This is a genomic window from Mycobacterium sp. NTMscope_MAC_12, from assembly GCF_976985675.1.
Genome location: NZ_CDRJYY010000001.1, coordinates 1,670,619 through 1,687,693 on the forward strand (window position 1 = coordinate 1,670,619; position 17,075 = coordinate 1,687,693).

A 17,075-nucleotide genomic window follows, 5' to 3' on the forward strand; every position below is an offset into this window, starting at 1 on the left:
GCGTGCGGCGCATCCGCGAAATCCCGCAACGGTTCATGTGCATCGAAGGGGGACCTGTGAAAACCGTGAAGTCCATTGCCACGGGCGTGGCGGCGCTGGCCGCCATTGGCGGCGCCGCCGCCGGCGTGGCTTCTGTTGCAGCGCCGATCGGCGCGCATGATGTGCAGCTGGCGGCGTTCGGAGCGCCACTGCCGCAAGACCCGCCGCCGCCTCCGCCCCCGCCGCCGGGCGCGCCTGGGCAATTGCCGACGGCCGATCAGTTGGCCACTCTCTGCAACCAGGTAACCGACCCCGGCGTCAACTACAGGGACAAGGCCAACTTCGTTGAAAACGGCGTCAGTCAAAACGAGGGGATGGTGGCCGACCACGACCTGCGAAAGGCCTACCGCAACGGGAACTTCCCCGAGCAGTTCAACGTGACCAACATCGCCCCGGCGGGTCCGAACATGGCCCAGGCCGACGTCGCCATCACGAGCCCGAAGTTCGCCGGACCGGTCACCAAGCACCTCGCGTTCGTCAACCAAGGCGGGAACTGGGTCTTGCAGCACGACGCGGCGATCGCTCTGATTCAGGCCGCGACCGCCACCAACTGATCACCGCGCGGTGCCTACCGCGCAAACCCGATGCCAGTCTGGCGGATTCGCCAGATGTCTTATGGACACCCCATGCGCCGGCTTCCGCGGGCGCATGGGGTTCGGCAGCTACGGCATCTACGGCCACGCCCGCACAGCGCGCGCACAGGTTGCTCATGTTGTTTGCACAACGGGTCGCCGTAACGTATCGGTGCCGGGACACGAAGTACGAGACGCAAAGGGCACGCTGACACCACCCGTGCGTCAACATTCGTGCCCACCAAAAGGGGGAACCATGAAAACCGTTAAAACGCTTGCCACCAGCGTGGCAGCTCTGGCGATCGTCGGGGGCGCGGCCGCCGGCCTGACCTCGATGTCGGCGCCGAGCACACAGGTCGGGGTGCACTTCGCCACGATCGGCGCGCCGCTTCCGCAGGATCCGCCGCCGGCGCAGCCGGTCGCGGGGGCCAACGTCCCGACGCCCGATCAGCTGACCGGCCTGCTCAACAGCCTGGCGGACCCGAGCGTGTCGTTTAGCAACAAGAGCAACCTGGTGCAGGGCGGCATCAGCGGCATCGAAGCCCACGTCGCCGACAAGAAGCTGCAGAAGGCCGCGAAAAACGGTGACCTGCCCCTGTCGTTCGACGTGACCAACATCCAACCGACCGCCGCCGGTTCGGCGACCGCCGACGTGTCGGTCTCCGGCCCCAAGCTGACGTCACAGGTCACCCAGAACGTCACCTTCGTCAACCAGGGCGGCTGGGTGCTGTCGCGGGCGTCGGCGATGGAGCTGCTGCAGGCCGCCGGTCAGTGATCGGCGCCGAGCGCGCGCAGGTCTAGTTTCGCGACGCGTGCCGGATCCGCCAGCACATCGATCGCCCGGATCCGGCCGGCGCGCACCACGAATCCCATGACGGACGCCGCGCGTCCCCCGACGAAGATGACGGCGCCGGCGGCGCCGTTGACGGTCGCCGCGCGGACCTCGCGGTCGGGACCCGCGTAGGCGCGGGCCAGCCTGGCCACCGAGTCCGCGCCGTCGGCCCGGAACGCCGCCGCGGCCGGGCCGAAGTCACCCCGCAGCACCACGTCGGGATGCAGCACCGACACCAGGCGGTCGAAGTCACCGCTGCGCCCCGCCGCGAAGAAGGCGTCCACCACCTCGCGCTGGGCGGTGAGGTCGCCGTCGGGTTCCGGGTCGGCCCGCTCGATCCGCCGGCGCGCCCGGCTGGCCAGCTTGCGGGCCGACTCCGGCGTCCGGTCGACGACCGTGGCGATCTGATCGAACGGCACGCTGAAGACGTCGTGCAACACGAAGGCCAATCGCTCCGCCGGCGACAGCGTGTCCAGCACCACGAACAGCGCCAGCCCCACCGCGTCGGCCAGCATCGCGCGGTGTTCCGGGTCGAATTCGTCGTCGGCTTCCACGATCGGGTCGGGCAGGCGGCCGGCCAGCTCCTCGCCGCCGTGAGTTCGGCGCTCGCGCAACATGTTCAGGCAGATGCGGGCGACCACGGTGGTCAGCCACGCCTCGGGGTTGGCGATTGTTTCCGCGGAGCTGCCGCTCCACCGCAGCCAGGCCTCCTGCACCGCGTCCTGGGAGTCGTCGATCGAGCCCAGCATGCGGTAGGCGAGGGCACCCAACCGTGGCCGGGCCGCCTCGAAGCGGGCCGCCAGTGCCCGCAGTGACGGCGGTGATGCGTCCGGTTTTGTCATGGCCGATCGGTCTCCGGCAGGGCGCACACGCGGTCGCCGGAAAAGCCCGAGGACCCGATGTCGAGCGCGATGTTGAAGCGGGCGCGCAGATTGCCCAACGTGATGACGTGGGTCAGGCCGACGAGTTGGGCGGTGTCGAAATGCGTCCGCAGCGCATCGAAAAGTTGATCGCTCACCTCGACCGGCGTGCGGCTGATCGCGGTCGCGTAGTCGAGGATCAGCTTGTCGACATCGGAAAAGCACGGCGCGTCACGGTAATTGGCCATCCCCAGCAGTTCTTCGTCGGTGATGCCCCATTGCCGGGCGATCTGTGAGCCGAGGTCGATGCAATATGCGCAACGCACCGTCGTCGCCGACTTCAGCTCGGCCAGCGCGCGGTGGCGCGGGCTGAGAACGTCCAACTTCGATTCGGCCTGCTCCAACTTGCCGTAGGCGTTGAGCAATCTCGGAATGTGGGCATACATCCGCAGCGGCTCCAGCATTCCCGCGGTTTCCAGCCCGGTCATCTGGGCGAGCTTGCGGCGGGTGAAGAAGAAGGCGATCTTGGCGCCCAGTCCGGCGTCGCGGTCGGAGACTCCCTGTAGCCGTGGCATGGCGATCCTCCTGGCAAGTTGTGGTCGTGAACCAACGTCCTCACTAGGTCGACACGCGGGAAGGCCCGAACGTGGCCACTAACTCACCCGGGCTGGCCCAGCGGCATATCCATGTCGAACACGCGGGCGTGCAGCACCGTGCGGTTCCGCAACGCGGCGCGCACCGCGCGGTGCAGGCCGTCCTCGAGATAGGTGATGCCCTTCCACCGCACCGCATGCGGAAACAGATCGCCGTAGAAGGTCGAGTCCTCCGAGAGCAGGCGGTCCAGCGCGAGCACCGTTGTGGTGGTGACCAATTCGTCGAGCCGGATCTGCTGCGGCGGTATCTGGGACCAATCCCGATAGGACAGGTTGTGCTCGGGATACGGTTTACCGTCGCGCACGCCCTTGAAAATCATCGGCCGATCTCTCCCGACGCGTCGTCCTGATCCGACCGGTTCATGCTGGAAAGGCTAGTCGGACACCGGTGGTCCCGGCGAGCAGACGCAAAGCACCGCGGCACGCCGACGAAGAGGGACTTTTGCCTCCGCTCGCGCTCCAGTGGTGAGGCCGAGCGAGCCCGAGACCGTAAAATGGACCCGGTCTAACAGCCATCGAAGGAGGTGACGACCAGTGGGAACTGCCGATGACCGTCGGTTCGAGGTGCTGCGGGCCATTGTCGCCGACTTCGTCGCCACCAAAGAACCGATCGGTTCCAAGACGTTGGTGGAGCGCCACAACCTGGGCGTCTCATCGGCGACCGTCCGCAACGACATGGCCGTGCTCGAGGCCGAGGGCTACATCACCCAGCCGCACACCAGCTCCGGGCGGGTCCCCACCGAGAAGGGCTACCGCGAATTCGTCGACCGGCTCGACGACGTCAAGCCGATGTCCTCCGCCGAACGGCGCGCGATCCAAGGCTTCCTGGAGTCCGGTGTCGACCTCGACGACGTCCTGCGCCGCGCGGTACGGCTGCTCTCGCAGCTGACCCGGCAGGTGGCCGTCGTGCAGTACCCGACGCTGTCGTCGTCGACCGTGCGCCACCTGGAAGTGATCGCCCTGACGCCCGCGCGGCTGCTGATGGTCGTCATCACCGACTCCGGCCGGGTGGACCAGCGCGTCGTCGAACTCGGCAACGTCATCGACGACCACGAACTCTCGCAGCTGCGGGAGATGCTCGGCCAGGCGCTGGTGGGCAAGAAACTATCGGCCGCCTCGATCGCGGTGGCCGACCTCGCCGGACAGCTGAGCAGCCCGGACGGCCTGGGTGATGCCGTGGGCCGATCGGCGACGGTGTTGCTGGAGTCACTCGTCGAGCACACCGAGGAACGCTTGCTGATGGGCGGCACCGCCAACCTGACCCGCAACGCTGCCGATTTCGGTGGCTCGCTGCGCTCCATCCTGGAAGCGCTCGAGGAGCAGGTCGTGGTCCTGCGGTTGCTGGCGGCCCAGCAGCAAGCCGGTAAGGTGACGGTGCGCATCGGCCACGAGACGGCCGCCGAGCAGATACTGGGCACCTCCGTGGTAACCACCGCCTACGGCACCTCCGACACCGTTTACGGGGGAATGGGTGTGCTGGGGCCCACCCGGATGGACTATCCGGGAACTATCGCCAGCGTTGCTGCGGTTGCCCTATATATCGGCGAAGTCCTGGGTGCTCGATGAACGCGCACCCGCAGTGTGGGTAGGCGCGGAGAAAGACCAGGTATAGGAGAGTCAGGCGTGGCACGCGATTATTACGGGCTGCTCGGCGTGAGCAGAAACGCCGGTGACGCGGAGATCAAGCGCGCGTACCGCAAGTTGGCGCGCGAACTGCATCCCGACGTCAACCCCGACGAGGCCGCGCAGGCGAAGTTCAAGGAGATCAGCGTCGCCTACGAGGTGCTGAGCGACCCCGAGAAGCGGCGCATCGTCGACCTGGGCGGCGATCCGCTGGAGAACGCGGCCGCGGCCGGTGGCGGTTTCGGTGGCGGTTTCGGTGGCCTGGGCGATGTGTTCGAGGCGTTTTTCGGTGGCGGCTTCAGCGGTGGCGCGTCCTCGCGCGGCCCCATCGGGCGGGTGCGGCCGGGCTCGGATTCGCTGCTGCGGATGCGGCTCGATCTCGAGGAGTGCGCGACCGGCGTCACCAAGCAGGTGACCGTCGACACCGCGGTGTTGTGTGACCGCTGCCAGGGCAAGGGCACCAACGGCGACTCGGCGCCGGTGCCGTGCGACACCTGCGGCGGTCGCGGCGAAGTCCAGACCGTGCAGCGCTCCCTGCTGGGCCAGGTGATGACGTCGCGGCCGTGTCCGACCTGCCGCGGCGTCGGCGTCGTCATCCCCGACCCGTGCCACCAGTGCATGGGGGACGGCCGGGTGCGGGCCCGCCGGGAGATCAGCGTCAAGATTCCCGCCGGTGTCGGCGACGGCATGCGCGTGCGGCTGGCTGCCCAAGGCGAGGTGGGACCCGGTGGCGGGCCGGCCGGCGACCTGTACGTCGAGGTTCACGAACAGGGCCACGACGTCTTCGTCCGCGAAGGCGACGACCTGCACTGCACCGTGTCGGTGCCGATGGTCGACGCGGCGCTGGGCGCCACGGTCACCGTCGACGCCATCCTGGACGGCGTCAGCGAAATCACCATCCCGCCTGGCACGCAACCGGCTTCGGTCATCACGCTGCGCGGCCACGGGATGCCGCACCTGCGGACCGGCACCCGCGGCGATCTGCATGTCCACGTCGAGGTGGTGGTTCCCGCCCGCCTGGACAGCCGCGACACCGAACTGCTGCGCGAACTGAAGGCGCGCCGCAGCCGCGACGTCCCCGAGGTGCGCTCGACCCACGCCGGCGGCGGCTTGTTCAGCCGGCTCCGCGAGACGTTCACCGGACGCTAGCCGCGCCGCGCCGATGGTCGCGACCCTGTTTTACGCCGACGATCTGCCCGAGACCGGCGCGCTGGCCGTCCTGGCCGGTGACGAGGGGTTTCATGCCGCCAGCGTGCGGCGGATCCGCCCGGGCGAGCGGCTGGTGCTCGGCGACGGCGCCGGGGGCCTGGCGCACTGCGAGGTGGAGCACGCCGGGCGTGACGGGCTGCGCGCGCGGGTGCTGGAGCGCTGGAGCGTCGCACCCGGGAGCCCGCCGGTGACGGTGGTGCAGGCCCTGCCGAAATCGGAGCGTTCCGAGCTGGCCATCGAACTGGCCACCGAGGCGGGCGCCGACGGGTTCCTGGCCTGGCAGGCGGCCCGCTGCGTGGCCAACTGGCACGACGCCCGGGTCGAGAAGGGTCTGCGCCGCTGGCGCGCGGTCGCCCGTTCGGCGGCGCGGCAGTCCCGACGGGCGCACATCCCGTCGGTCGACGGTGTGCTGTCCACCGCGGCGCTGATCTCGCGGCTCCGGGACGAGGTGGCCGGCGGCGCGACGGTGCTGGTTCTGCACGAGTCGGCCACCGAGCGGCTCGCCGACCTCGACCTCGCGCGCGCGAGGACGGTGTTCCTGGTGGTCGGCCCCGAGGGCGGCATCGCCGATGACGAGATCGTGGCGTTGTCCGACGCGGGCGCGACGGCGGTGCGGCTGGGTCCGCAGGTGCTGCGGACGTCGACCGCCGCGGCCGTGGCGCTCGGCGCGCTCGGGGTGCTGACGCCGCGATGGGACGACCCCTCGAGCCTGTGAGCGCCCACAAGGTGCTGGACAAGGGCCTTCCGGCGAACACCCTGCCGCGGCGCTGCGCACTCGCGGCGTGCCGCACATTGGGGTCAGCGACGCCCCGGCGGTAGGATAAAAGCGCTAGAAAACGCCGGGATCGGCGAGCACTTCACACAAGGCAGGCATCGAAAACCACGTGACGCCCCGCGAGACCAGCGCTGCTGACGCAGCCGGAGCCCTCCAGGCCGACGCTCAAGTTCGCAGCAGCATCAATGTTCCGCCCGATACCGTCATGGGCCTGCTGGGTTCGGCAGACGAGAACCTGCGCTCCCTGGAACGCACCCTGGACGCCGATCTGCACGTGCGCGGCAACACCCTGACCATCTCCGGTGAGCCCGCCGACGTCGCGCTCGCCGAACGGGTGATCTCCGAACTGATCGCGATCGTCGCCGGCGGGCAGCAGTTGACCCCGGAGGTGATCCGGCACAGCGTCGCCATGCTGGCCGGCACCGACAACGAGTCACCGGCCGAGGTGTTGACGCTGGACATCCTGTCGCGGCGCGGGAAGACGATCCGGCCCAAGACGCTCAACCAGAAGCGCTACGTCGACGCCATCGACGCCAACACCATCGTCTTCGGCGTCGGCCCGGCCGGCACCGGCAAGACGTACCTGGCGATGGCCAAGGCGGTCAACGCTTTACAGACCAAACAGGTCAGCCGCATCATCCTGACCCGTCCGGCCGTGGAAGCCGGTGAGCGCCTTGGCTTCTTGCCGGGCACGCTCAGCGAAAAGATCGATCCGTATCTGCGGCCGTTGTACGACGCGCTCTACGACATGATGGACGCCGAGCTGATCCCCAAGCTGATGTCGGCGGGGGTCATCGAGGTGGCGCCGCTCGCGTACATGCGGGGCAGGAGCCTCAATTCCGCGTTCATCGTGTTGGACGAGGCGCAGAACACCACCGGCGAGCAGATGAAGATGTTCCTCACCCGCCTGGGCTTCGGATCCAAGATCGTCGTCACCGGCGACGTCACCCAGGTCGACCTTCCGGGTGGCGCCAAGTCGGGCCTGCGCGCGGCGATGGAGATCCTCGACAGCGTCGACGACATCCACGTCGCGGAGCTGACCAGCGTGGACGTGGTGCGCCACCGGCTGGTCTCGGAAATCGTCGACGCCTATGCCAAGTTCGAAGAACCCGACCTGACCATGAACCGGGCGGCGCGCCGGGCGTCGGGCTCGCGCGGTCGCCGATGATGGTGCGGTGAGCGGGTTCCATGAGCATTGAGGTCTCCAACGAGTCGGGCATCGACGTCTCCGAAGCCGAGTTGATCAGCGTCGCGCGGTATGTCATCGCCAAGATGGACGTCAACCCGGCGGCCGAGCTGTCGATGGTGTTGTTGGACACCGCGGCGATGGCCGACCTGCACATGCGCTGGATGGACCTGCCCGGGCCCACCGACGTGATGAGCTTCCCGATGGACGAGCTCGAACCGGGCGGGCGCCCGGACGCCCCCGAGCCGGGGCCCTCGATGCTGGGCGACATCGTGCTGTGCCCGGAATTCGCGGCCAGTCAGGCCGCCGCGGCGGGGCACAGCCTGGGGCACGAGCTGGCGCTGCTGACCATCCACGGCGTGCTCCACCTGATCGGCTACGACCACGGCGAGCCGGATGAGGAAAAGGAGATGTTCGCGCTGCAGGACCGGTTGCTCGAAGAGTGGGTCGCCGACCAGGTCGAGGCCTACCGCCAGGACCGCCAGGAAGAGCGCGACCGCCGATTGCTGGACAAGTCAAGGTATTTCGACAATTGAGCCGACTCTGGATTCTGGTGGCGGCTGCCATCGCGTTCGCGCCGATCTCGATGGTCGTCGCCATCCCTGGCACGGTCGCGCAGGCGGCTCCCTGCGCCGGCGCGGGCTCCAACCCCGTGTCCTGCCAGCGCTGCATGTTCTACGTGAACGCCTATCACACGGCGAACGTGTGCAACGAGGACAAGCGCGGTGTCCAGGGCCCCCCGAGCAATGCGCCGACGCCGGTTCCGGAAGTGCCCATCCCGGCGTACGAGCCGCCCCCGGCCCCGCCGCCGGTGCAGCAACCGGTGGTCCTTCCGCCGCCCAACTCGGGTCAGAACACCGTCCCGGTGCTCGAGATCAATCCGCCGGGCCCCGATGCGCCACGCAACGCCCCGGTGGTCGCGCCGCCGAGAGGGCTCGAAGCGCCCTCGCTGGCGATCGCGGCGGCCAAGGCCGCGCCGGTGACCCGCGCTGACCCCGCCAACCCGCCGAAGCCGCCGACCGAGGTGGATTTCAACCAGCAGGTGCAGAACGTGGTGAGTTCCCACCGGCAGAACGTCGACGTCCTCAAGGTCGACGAGCACCGGTTCGTCCGGCCGCGCCACTGGGACTACCTCGACTACGACGACGCCTACCGCCGCCCGACCCTGTACAACCCGCTGAATCAGGCGATGACGTTCCGCTACTTCTACAACGGCGCCTACCAGCAGCTTTACCTCCCGCGCGGGGCGCGGATGGTGCTGGACGCCGCGACCGTCGGCGTCGTCCCCTTCACCGCGGTCGGCGACAGCTATGTCGCGTCGGGCAGCTTCTACGGCGGGGGCTCGATACCGCTCAACGGGTACAACGGGCCGCCGCCACCGGACTACAGGCCGCCGGCGCCCCCGAAGCTGTATGAGAACGTCGTCGTGTCCGTTCCCGCCAAAGGCGAGACCGTGGAGGTCGGCCACGTGGCGGTGGTGGGTCACGACGGTAGCCAACCCTCGGGCAGCCAGGACACGTTCCTGCTCGACGACTCCACCTTGGCCTGGGGACAGATCGACAACTCCAGCAGCGCCCCCGCGCAGATCCGGGTGATCAAAACCCAGCCGACGCCGGGCGTCGGCCTCACCGACGACGGCAGCTTCTTGGTGCTGCTCGCCGTTCACCACCAGGAACCCGGTCAACCCCACCAATCCGCGTGGACCATGGCGCTGCGCTTCGGTGGGTTCGCCGTGGTGGTGGGCCTGGTCGCCTGGCTGCTCAACCGCCGGCACCGCAGCGAGGACGACGCCGCTGAGTCCTCGTGATGCCCTAGGGGACTCAATGACCACATCGAGGTGTGACCGTTGACCGGCTGGTCCGAGCTGCTCGGCGCGGTCGCCTTGATCGCGCTGGGCGGGCTGTTCGCCGCGATCGATGCGGCCATCAGCACGGTGTCGCTGGCCCGCGTTCAGGAGATGGTGCGCGACGAGCGGCCCGGCGCGGTGGCGCTGTCCAAAGTGATGTCGGAACGTCCCCGCTACATCAACCTCGTTGTGCTGCTGCGGATCACGTGCGAGATCACCGCGACCGTGCTGCTGGTGGTGTTCCTTTACGACAACTTCGGGCTGACGTGGGGATTGTTCGGCGCCGCGGCGATCATGGTGGTGACCAGCTTCGTCGTCATGGGGGTGGGCCCACGCACCCTCGGCCGTCAAAACGCCTATTCCATCGCGTTGACGACGGTGCTTCCGCTGCAAGCGATCTCGTGGTTGTTGATGCCGATCAGCCGGCTGCTCGTGGTTTTGGGTAACGCGGTCACCCCGGGCCGGGGGTTGAGGAACGGGCCGTTCGCCTCCGAGATCGAGCTGCGCGAGGTCGTCGACCTGGCCCAGCAGCGTGGCGTGGTCGCGGCCGAGGAGCGCCGGATGATCCAGTCGGTCTTCGAGCTCGGCGACACCCCGGCCCGCGAGGTGATGGTCCCGCGCACCGAGATGATCTGGATCGAAAGCGACAAGTTCGCCAGCCAGGCGATCAACCTGGCGGTGCGCAGCGGGCATTCACGCATCCCGGTGATCGGCGAGAACGTCGACGACGTCGTCGGGGTCGTGTACTTGAAAGACCTTGTCCAGCAGACCTTTTTGTCGGGTGGCGGCGGGCGGACCACGCCGGTGGCGCAGGTGATGCGGCCGGCTGTCTTCGTGCCGGACTCCAAGCCCTTGGACGCCCTCCTGCGCGAAATGCAGCGCGACCGTAACCACATGGCCCTGCTCGTCGACGAGTACGGCGCGATCGCCGGGCTGGTCAGCATCGAAGACGTGCTCGAAGAAATCGTCGGTGAGATCGCCGACGAGTACGACCAGGCGGAGACGGCGCCGATAGAAGACCTGGGCGACAAACACTTTCGGGTGTCGGCGCGACTGCCGATCGAAGACCTCGGCGAGCTCTACGGCGTCGAGTTCGACGACGACCTCGACGTCGACACCGTGGGCGGCCTGCTCGCCCTGGAATTGGGCCGGGTGCCGCTGCCGGGCGCCGAGGTGATTTCGCACGGTTTGCGGCTGCACGCCGAGGGCGGCACCGATCACCGGGGGCGGGTACGCATCGGCACCGTCCTGCTCAGCCCCGTCGAATCCGACGGCTCACCCAATAGCTCACCCGACGGCTCACCCAACGGCTCACCCAATGGCGAGGAATCCCCGCAGCATGACTGAATTCCGTTCCGGCTTCGTATGTTTGGTCGGCCGTCCCAACACCGGGAAATCGACCCTGACGAACGCGCTCGTCGGGACCAAGGTCGCGATCACCTCGAAGCGGCCACAGACCACCCGGCACACCATCCGCGGGATCGTGCACCGCGACGACTTCCAGATCATCCTGGTCGACACGCCGGGTCTGCACCGCCCCCGCACCCTGCTGGGCAAGCGGCTCAACGACTTGGTGCGCGACACCTACGCCGAGGTCGACGTGATCGGGCTGTGCATCCCGGCCGACGAGGCGATCGGGCCCGGGGATCGGTGGATCGTCGAGCAGATCCGCGCGACCGCACCCAAGGCCACACTGGTCGCCATCGTCACCAAGATCGACAAGGCGCCCAAAGACCGGGTCGCCGCTCAGTTGGTCGCGGTCAGCGAGCTGGTCGGCGGCTCGGCCGAGATCGTGCCGGTGTCGGCGGTGGCCGGGACGCAGGTGGACGTCTTGACCGACGTGCTGGCCGCGGCGCTGCCGCCCGGGCCTGCCTACTACCCCGACGGGGAACTGACCGACGAACCCGAAGAGGTCTTGATGGCCGAGCTCATCCGGGAGGCGGCCCTCGAGGGGGTTCGCGACGAGCTGCCGCATTCGTTGGCGGTGGTCATCGACGAGGTCAACCCGCGGGAGGACCGCGACGACCTGATCGACGTGCACGCGCTGCTCTACGTCGAACGCGACAGCCAGAAGGGCATCATCATCGGCAAGGGCGGCGCCCGGCTGCGTGACGTCGGCACCGCCGCGCGCCACCAGATCGAGAAGCTGCTGGGCACCAAGGTGTACCTCGACCTGCGCGTCAAGGTCGCCAAAAACTGGCAGAGCGACCCCAAACAGCTTGGCCGCCTGGGCTTTTAGCGGCCGCGCCACCCGGCGAGCACGCGGATGGTCTTCAGCGACGGGTCCGCCGCGTCGGGCAGATTCATGCCGGCACTGACGCCCGAGCACAGATAATCCAGCACAGCATCATTGAGGCGTTCACCCGGCACGACGGCGGGAATGCCCGGGGGATAGGGCGTGATCTGCTCGGCGGCGATGCGGCCGGCGGCGCGGTCCGAGGGCACCGCCTCCACCCGCCCGAAGAACGCGTCGCGCGGTAATTCGACGGACTCCAATTGCATCTCGTCGGGCGACGGCAGCGCGATGCAGGGCGGCGGCTCGAACTCGTCGGCGGCGGTGCGCCATGCGCGCAGCGCGTCGGTGAGACGCCCCAGGGTCTCCTTGTCGTCGGCCATCGACAGCGTGGCCAGGATGCGGCGATGGTCGCTCATGCCCACGTCGATGTGCGCGTGCGCCCGTAGCCAGTCGGCGGCCTGATAACCCGAGGTGCCCGTTGCCGATACATCGATCAGCACCTGCATCCGGTCCAGGTCGTGGGACGCCTGCGCGCCGAGCAATTCATCGTCGAGCACGGCCACATCAGGGATGAGTTCGATCTCCTCCCGCACGCGTCGCGTCAAATCGAGTGCGGCACCAAGCAATTCGTGGCCATGCTGCACCATCTGCCGGCGCCACCCGTCCATGGCCGCGTACAAAAGGACGCTGGGGCTGGTCGTCATCAACTGATCCGCGCAGGCGGACAGGCGATCCCGATCGATCAGGTCACCCTGCAGGTGAAACACCGACCCCTGCTCGAAGCCGGCGCCCATCTTGTGCACGCTGACCACACAGACGTCCGCGCCGGCGTCCATCGCCCAGGTCGGCAGGTCCTCATGGAACGGCAGGTGCGCGCCCCACGCCTCGTCGACGATCAACGGCTTGCCGCGCCGGTGACATACCTCGGCGATCCGGGCGATGTCGGCGCACGTGCCGTACGGGCTGGGGCTGACGACGAGCGCACCGGCGGCGTCGGGGTGCTTGTCCCAGGCCTCTTCGACCTGCTCCGGGGAGGGCGGATGAGAAAAGTGGTGCGCGGCGTCCCAGCGTGGGGTGATCCAGCGCGGCTGCACACCGGAGAAGATCAGCCCCGCCACGATCGACTTGTGGCTGTCCCGGCCGACCAGCAGGCTGCCCTCGCCGCCGGCGACCGCCAACATCGCCGCCCGCACCGACAGTGAACTGCCGCACGTGGAGAACCAGGCGGTGTCCGCGCCCACGGCCTCGGCCATCAGGTCTTCGGCGTTCTTCAGGTATTTGTTGCTGGTTCGGCGGTCATCCAGGCCGCCGCTGGCCAGCACGTCGTCGAGGAAGGGCTCGCGGCCCAGGACTGCCAGGACCCGATCGTCGGTGCCGCGGCCCTGCCGGTGGCCCGGCGGCGTAAACCCGTATCGGTTCTTTTCGCGATACTCGGCCAGCGCATCGAGCAGTGGGGCGTCGGATTGGTCCATGCCGAACGTGTACCCGACTTGTCGGCCGGAAATTCCCCGCGCGACCTGGAAAGACGACGGGGCGCGGGGCGGTGTTTCAGCCGCTGGGCGCCGGTGCCTCCGGGGTGTCCGCGCTCTGGTTCCACCAGGGTTGGGGCTGCTGGCTCGCCCATCCGCACAGGGCTTCCAGCTCGGCGGCCAGCGAAATCAACATGCCCTCGCTATTGGCCGGGCCCATCAGCTGCACGCCGACGGGCAAGCCCTCGGAGGTGAAGCCCGCCGGAACGTTGATGGACGGCCACCCCAGGACGTTCCACGGGAACGTCAGCGGGCAGGCCGCGATCATGGCCCGGTCGGTGCCGAAGCCGCTCAACCGGTCGAAGGCCCGCGCCAGCGGCGGGGGCTGGGCGGTGGTCGGCGCCAACACCACGTCGACGATGTCGAAGATCGAACCGACCCGGCGCTGGTCGGCTTCCTCGTGGCGGCGGGCGCTGCGCAGAATCGCCTGCCCCAGCGCCGCGCCCATGCGCAGGTTGGACAGGGTGCGGGGGTCCAGCACGACGCCGTCGCCCAGGCGCTCCTCCCAATCCCGCAGACCCGCGGTGGACCGGGCGAGAAAGTCCCACGACAGCCGCATGCCGTAGTCCGGGTTGCCGGGCACCACGGTGTGGCCCAGCAGTTCGAGCTGGTTACCCACGGCGCGCGTCGCCGCCAGGATCTCCGGGTGCAGCTTGGGCCGGAAGCCGGTGTAGGGGAATCGGGTTGACAGCGCGATGTTCAGCGGGCCGGGCGCCTTCCCCACATAGTCGGAGGCGGTGATCGCGGGGGGCTTGTGCCGATCGCCCTCGACGTTGCCGGACGCCGCGTCGAGCACCAACGCCGCGTCGGCCACCGTGCGGGCCAGCACGCCGTTGACCGTGATGCCGTTGAACGCCTCCGGGAGCGGCCAGGTCGAGATCCGCCCGCGCTGCGGTTTGATGCCCACCAGGTGCGTCCACGCCGCGGGGATGCGGATACTGCCGGCGCCGTCGGACCCGATGGCGGCCGTGACCAGACCCGCGGCCACCGCCGCGGCGCTGCCGCCCGACGATCCGCCGGGGGTGTGCCGCCGGGACCAGGGGTTGCGGGTATGCCCGAAACCGGGCCCGCTGGTAAACGGCCACTGGCCGAGTTCGCAGGTGTTCGTCTTGCCCACGATCACCGCGCCGGCGGCCTTGAGGCGGCGCACCACCTCGGCGTCGTGCGTCGCCGGCGCGACCCGCCCCTCGGTGCCGAACGCGGTGGGCACGCCCGCAATGTCGACGTCGTCCTTGACGGCGATCGGAATGCCCAGCAGCGGGGCGGTGTCCCCGGCCGCGCGGCGCCGGTCGGCCTCGGCCGCGTCGGCCAGTGCCGACTCGGTCAGCACCACCCGGAAGGCGTTCAGCGTGGGCTGGCTGGCGTGGATGGCGTGCAGCGAACGACCCACCAGCGTGGTGGACGTCACCGAGCGGCTGGCCAGCTGATAGAGCAAATCGGTCAGCGTGGGCAGGCGCCGGCGGCCGGATCCGGGACCCGAGCCGGAAAGGGCCCCAAAACCCGACCCAGAAGCGCCAATCACGGGGTACGAGACTAACGGCGCGGATACCCGCAATGTCGCGGCGGGGTGCAAAACTATTGGGATGCGGCTATACCGAGACCGAGCTGTTGTGCTGCGCCAGCACAAGCTCGGCGAAGCCGACCGGATCGTCACCCTGCTGACCCGTGATCACGGGCTGGTCCGCGCGGTGGCCAAGGGCGTGCGTCGCACCCGCAGCAAATTTGGTGCGCGGCTGGAGCCGTTCGCGCACATCGACGCGCAGTTACATCCCGGCCGCAACCTCGACATCGTCACCCAGGTCGTCTCGATCGACGCGTTCGCCACCGACATCGTCAGCGACTACGGCCGCTACACCTGCGGGTGCGCCATGCTGGAAACCGCCGAACGCCTCGCCGGTGAGGAGCGGGCGCCCGCCCCCGCCCTGCACGGGCTCACGGTGAGCGCCCTGCGGGCGGTGGCCGACGGCCGCCGGTCCCGGGACCTCCTGCTGGATGCCTACCTGCTGCGGGCGATGGGCATCGCCGGATGGGCGCCGGCGCTGAGCGAGTGCGCCCGCTGCGCCACGCCCGGTCCCCATCGCGCGTTCCATGTCGGTGCCGGTGGCAGCGTCTGCCCGCACTGCCGCCCGGCCGGTTCGACGACGCCGCCGCCGGGGGTGCTGGATTTGATGACGGCGCTGCACGACGGCGATTGGGACTTCGCCGAAAAGACGCCGCAGTCGCACCGCAACTACGTCAGCGGTCTGGTGGCGGCGCACCTGCAATGGCATTTGGAGCGGAAGCTCAAGACGTTGCCGCTCGTAGAACGGACGTATCACGTCGACCGCACCATCGCCGATCAGCGCGCGACGCTGATCGGGCAGGATATGGACTGTGGCTAACGGGACGGTTGATGGGGACCGGGTGGGGCGCAAGTGACGAACCGCGGTTTCCCGCAGCTGCCCCCCGCGCCCGACGACTATCCGGTCTTCCCCGACAAGTCGACCTGGCCCGTCGTGTTCCCGGAGCTGCCGCCGTCCGCCGACGGTGGCCCGTGCCGGCCGCCGCAGCACATCTCCAGGGCGGCCGCGCCCAGGATCGAGGCCGAGCGGTTGCCCAACCATGTGGCCATCGTCATGGACGGCAACGGCCGTTGGGCCACCCAGCAGGGGCTGAGCCGCACCGACGGCCACCGCGCCGGGGAGGCGGTCGTCATCGACATCGTCTGTGGGGCAATCGAAATCGGGATCAAATGGCTCAGTCTCTACGCCTTCTCGACCGAGAACTGGAAGCGTTCACCCGAAGAGGTCCGCTTCCTGATGGGCTTCAACCGTGACGTGGTGCGCATGCGCCGGGTGAACCTGAATACGATAGGGGTCAAGATCCGCTGGGTCGGTTCGCGGCCGCGCCTGTGGCGCAGCGTGATCAACGAGCTGGCGATCGCGGAGGACCTGACGAAGGACAACGACGTCATCACCGTCAACTACTGTGTGAACTACGGCGGTCGCGCCGAAATAGCCGATGCCACAAAGGAAATCGCACGCCTGGCCGCGGCCGGACGGCTGAACCCGGAGCGCATCACCGAGTCGACGGTGGCAAATCACCTGCAGCGGCCCGACATTCCCGACGTGGACCTGTTCTTGCGGACCTCGGGGGAGCATCGGTCCAGCAATTTCATGTTGTGGCAGGCCGCATACGCCGAGTACGTCTTTCAGGACAAGCTGTGGCCCGACTACGACCGGCGCGACTTGTGGGCGGCCTGCGAGGAATACGCCTCGCGCGATCGCCGGTTCGGGAGCGCATAGTGCCATCACTGCAGGAGCGTCTGGCGTCGATCCTCGGCGATGTCGTTGCGCTGCAGGAGGAGACCGATGGCGCGCTGACGGTCCACCATGACGGCACCATCGCGTCGTTGCGGGTGGTGAATATCGCCGAGGACCTCGACCTGGTCTCGCTCACCCAGATATTGGCGTGGGACCTGCCGCTGACCAAGAAGATCAGCGACCAGGTGGCCAAGCAGGCGCGCGACAGCAACTTCGGCAGCGTCACCCTGATCGAGAAGGTCAATGACAAAGCCGTGCAGCGCAATTCGGGCAAGGGCGCGGCTAAAAGCGCCGACGTGATGCTGCGCTACAACTTTCCCGGCGCCGGCCTGACCGACGACGCCTTGCGGACCTTGATCCTGTTGGTGCTCGACACCGGCGCCCAGATACGCCGCACACTGACAGGCTGAATC

At 68.7% G+C, this 17,075-nt stretch carries 18 protein-coding genes; 13 read left to right on the top strand and 5 right to left on the bottom strand.

Translation table 11 applies throughout. The features are described 5' to 3' along the window. Positions 1–56: 56 nt before the first annotated feature. A complete protein-coding gene (locus AC0KS4_RS07705; protein ID WP_225327039.1) occupies positions 57–593 on the top strand; it encodes an MTB12 family secreted protein in 537 nt (178 codons plus the stop codon). 274 nt (positions 594–867) lie between these two features. Beyond that, complete coding sequence (locus AC0KS4_RS07710; RefSeq protein ID WP_238957734.1) at positions 868–1,386, top strand: MTB12 family secreted protein; 519 nt, start codon at positions 868–870, stop codon at positions 1,384–1,386. Here the strand turns inward: AC0KS4_RS07710 and AC0KS4_RS07715 are convergent. From AC0KS4_RS07715 to AC0KS4_RS07725, 3 genes are all read right to left on the bottom strand, one after another. After that, positions 1,380–2,285, bottom strand: a complete 906-nt coding sequence (locus tag AC0KS4_RS07715; RefSeq protein ID WP_238957735.1) for a sigma-70 family RNA polymerase sigma factor — start codon at positions 2,283–2,285, stop codon at positions 1,380–1,382. The two genes, AC0KS4_RS07710 and AC0KS4_RS07715, sit on opposite strands and share 7 nt — an antisense overlap. Then, positions 2,282–2,878 carry a carboxymuconolactone decarboxylase family protein gene (locus AC0KS4_RS07720; protein ID WP_238957736.1) on the bottom strand — a complete coding sequence of 199 codons (597 nt, stop codon included), beginning with the start codon at positions 2,876–2,878 and terminating at the stop codon, positions 2,282–2,284. Before AC0KS4_RS07720 ends, AC0KS4_RS07715 begins: the two co-directional genes overlap by 4 nt. An 83-nt stretch (positions 2,879–2,961) precedes the next feature. After that, positions 2,962–3,276, bottom strand: coding sequence for a type II toxin-antitoxin system VapB family antitoxin (locus AC0KS4_RS07725; RefSeq protein ID WP_064933122.1), 315 nt, complete (start codon positions 3,274–3,276; stop codon positions 2,962–2,964). A gap of 214 nt (positions 3,277–3,490) precedes the next feature. Here AC0KS4_RS07725 and hrcA point away from each other — a divergent pair, with 214 nt between their 5' ends. From hrcA to era, 8 genes are all read left to right on the top strand, one after another. Next, on the top strand, positions 3,491–4,522 hold the full coding sequence (hrcA, locus tag AC0KS4_RS07730; RefSeq protein WP_238957737.1) for a heat-inducible transcriptional repressor HrcA: 1,032 nt from the start codon (positions 3,491–3,493) through the stop codon (positions 4,520–4,522). Positions 4,523–4,579: 57 nt separating this feature from the next. Further along, positions 4,580–5,728 carry a molecular chaperone DnaJ gene (dnaJ, locus tag AC0KS4_RS07735; RefSeq protein ID WP_225326914.1) on the top strand — a complete coding sequence of 383 codons (1,149 nt, stop codon included), beginning with the start codon at positions 4,580–4,582 and terminating at the stop codon, positions 5,726–5,728. Between the two features lie 13 nt (positions 5,729–5,741). Beyond that, positions 5,742–6,503 (top strand): 16S rRNA (uracil(1498)-N(3))-methyltransferase, encoded by a 762-nt coding sequence (locus tag AC0KS4_RS07740; RefSeq protein WP_238957738.1) that lies wholly within the window; start codon positions 5,742–5,744, stop codon positions 6,501–6,503. A 169-nt stretch (positions 6,504–6,672) separates the two neighbouring features. Continuing rightward, on the top strand, positions 6,673–7,731 hold the full coding sequence (locus AC0KS4_RS07745) for a PhoH family protein (protein WP_225326912.1): 1,059 nt from the start codon (positions 6,673–6,675) through the stop codon (positions 7,729–7,731). A 20-nt stretch (positions 7,732–7,751) separates the two neighbouring features. Then, on the top strand, positions 7,752–8,285 hold the full coding sequence (gene ybeY / locus AC0KS4_RS07750) for an rRNA maturation RNase YbeY (protein ID WP_225326911.1): 534 nt from the start codon (positions 7,752–7,754) through the stop codon (positions 8,283–8,285). A 50-nt stretch (positions 8,286–8,335) separates the two neighbouring features. Further along, complete coding sequence (locus tag AC0KS4_RS07755; RefSeq protein WP_255641426.1) at positions 8,336–9,556, top strand: hypothetical protein; 1,221 nt, start codon at positions 8,336–8,338, stop codon at positions 9,554–9,556. A gap of 39 nt (positions 9,557–9,595) precedes the next feature. Next, on the top strand, positions 9,596–10,942 hold the full coding sequence (locus tag AC0KS4_RS07760; RefSeq protein ID WP_238957739.1) for a hemolysin family protein: 1,347 nt from the start codon (positions 9,596–9,598) through the stop codon (positions 10,940–10,942). After that, a complete protein-coding gene (gene era, locus AC0KS4_RS07765) occupies positions 10,935–11,834 on the top strand; it encodes a GTPase Era (protein ID WP_238957740.1) in 900 nt (299 codons plus the stop codon). The genes AC0KS4_RS07760 and era overlap by 8 nt, the downstream gene beginning before the upstream one ends. On the opposite strand, the gene AC0KS4_RS07770 is transcribed toward era, so the two are convergent. Continuing rightward, the gene (locus tag AC0KS4_RS07770; protein WP_238957741.1) at positions 11,831–13,303 is read right to left on the bottom strand and encodes an aminotransferase class I/II-fold pyridoxal phosphate-dependent enzyme; all 1,473 of its coding nucleotides are present in this window, start codon (positions 13,301–13,303) and stop codon (positions 11,831–11,833) included. The two genes, era and AC0KS4_RS07770, sit on opposite strands and share 4 nt — an antisense overlap. A 76-nt stretch (positions 13,304–13,379) precedes the next feature. After that, a complete protein-coding gene (locus AC0KS4_RS07775) occupies positions 13,380–14,882 on the bottom strand; it encodes an amidase (RefSeq protein WP_238957742.1) in 1,503 nt (500 codons plus the stop codon). 61 nt (positions 14,883–14,943) lie between these two features. Between AC0KS4_RS07775 and recO the strand changes: the two genes are divergently transcribed. From recO to AC0KS4_RS07790, 3 genes are read left to right on the top strand one after another with little or no spacing between them, the layout of a single operon-like run. Next, the gene (gene recO / locus AC0KS4_RS07780; RefSeq protein WP_225326906.1) at positions 14,944–15,741 is read left to right on the top strand and encodes a DNA repair protein RecO; all 798 of its coding nucleotides are present in this window, start codon (positions 14,944–14,946) and stop codon (positions 15,739–15,741) included. A gap of 33 nt (positions 15,742–15,774) precedes the next feature. Next, positions 15,775–16,644 (top strand): decaprenyl diphosphate synthase, encoded by an 870-nt coding sequence (locus AC0KS4_RS07785; protein ID WP_225326905.1) that lies wholly within the window; start codon positions 15,775–15,777, stop codon positions 16,642–16,644. Continuing rightward, positions 16,644–17,072 (top strand): hypothetical protein, encoded by a 429-nt coding sequence (locus AC0KS4_RS07790; protein ID WP_225326904.1) that lies wholly within the window; start codon positions 16,644–16,646, stop codon positions 17,070–17,072. Before AC0KS4_RS07785 ends, AC0KS4_RS07790 begins: the two co-directional genes overlap by 1 nt. Positions 17,073–17,075: the final 3 nt, after the last annotated feature.